Source organism: Natrialba sp. PRR66 (assembly GCF_034808065.1).
Classification (GTDB): Archaea; Halobacteriota; Halobacteria; order Halobacteriales; family Natrialbaceae; genus Natrialba; species Natrialba aegyptia.
Genome location: NZ_JAXHGN010000225.1, coordinates 1 through 245 on the forward strand (window position 1 = coordinate 1; position 245 = coordinate 245).

Genomic DNA, 245 nt, shown 5'->3' on the forward strand with positions numbered 1-245 from the left:
TAGCTCATCGAGCCGCGTACGTCGCTCGGCGTTTCGTCGTCGAGGCGCTCCTCGCGCTGGCGCATGAAGATGTGGATCGCGTAGTCGATGGAGAGCCCGATGAGCAACACCGGGACCGCGATCATGATCTGGTTGAACGAGATGTCGGCGTAGCCCATGAACCCGAACGTCCACGTCAGCACCACGCCGATGCCGAACAGCCCGAGCGCGATGTCGAGCGCGTCACGGTACGCGATGGTGAGCGT

The 245-nt window shown here is 63.3% G+C and carries 1 protein-coding gene; it reads right to left on the reverse strand.

The features are described from left to right. Nucleotides 1-245 (reverse strand): hypothetical protein (locus SM755_RS24055; protein WP_323174889.1); only part of this gene is annotated, 245 nt, incomplete at both ends.